We start from the raw sequence: 689 nt of genomic DNA on the forward strand, positions 1-689 counted from the left end.
GATGGCGACTACAACGCTCACCCAGATCGCGCAGATCCGTGGTGATCTTGCGATGCCCATAGACACTGCCGCTGGCCAGCCAGTGGTGCTTGATTAGTCCAAGCAAGCGATCATCTTCCTTGGCGCGCTCACTGTTGGGCGAGCACAACCAGGCGTAATAACCCGACCGGTTGACCCGCAATACCCGGCACATCGCACACACCCTGAATTCCCTGCAGTGGGCTTGCATGAAGGCGTACTTTGCCTTTACCCCTTGGCAAAGTACGCGGCGGCCTTTTTTAGGATGTCGCGCTCCTCGGTCACTCGACGCAACTCTGCCTTCAGCCGCCGAACCTCGGCGCTCTGGTCCACCTCGGCGCGATGCACCACGCCAGACTTGCCGAACGTGCGCAGCCAGGCGTACAGGCTGTGCGTCGTGACACCCAGCCGCTCGGCGACTTCTGCCACCTTGAACCCACGATCAGTCACTTGCCGGACCGCCTCGATCTTGAACTCATCCGTATACCGCTTGCTGCTCATAGACACCTCCGAATCGACCATTTTCCATGGCCTTGAGATGTCTAGGAAACCCTGGGCGTATCAGTAGTCATACGCAGCGCTTCGATCAGGGAAGGCGACACTGGGGACCGGATAGCGGTGAAGCGTGATGCCGCCGGGCCTGGAAATTAGTAGCTCTGGTAGAAACTTCC

Annotated in this window: 1 pseudogene; it reads right to left on the reverse strand. The window is 59.1% G+C overall.

The window, feature by feature from the left end:
* Positions 1–519 (reverse strand): annotated as a pseudogene (locus ABQX22_RS26670) (transposase); the annotation flags it as partial.
* Positions 520–689 lie beyond the last annotated feature (170 nt).

The organism is Xanthomonas sp. WHRI 1810A (genome assembly GCF_040202885.1).
Taxonomy (GTDB): Bacteria; Pseudomonadota; Gammaproteobacteria; order Pseudomonadales; family Pseudomonadaceae; genus Aquipseudomonas.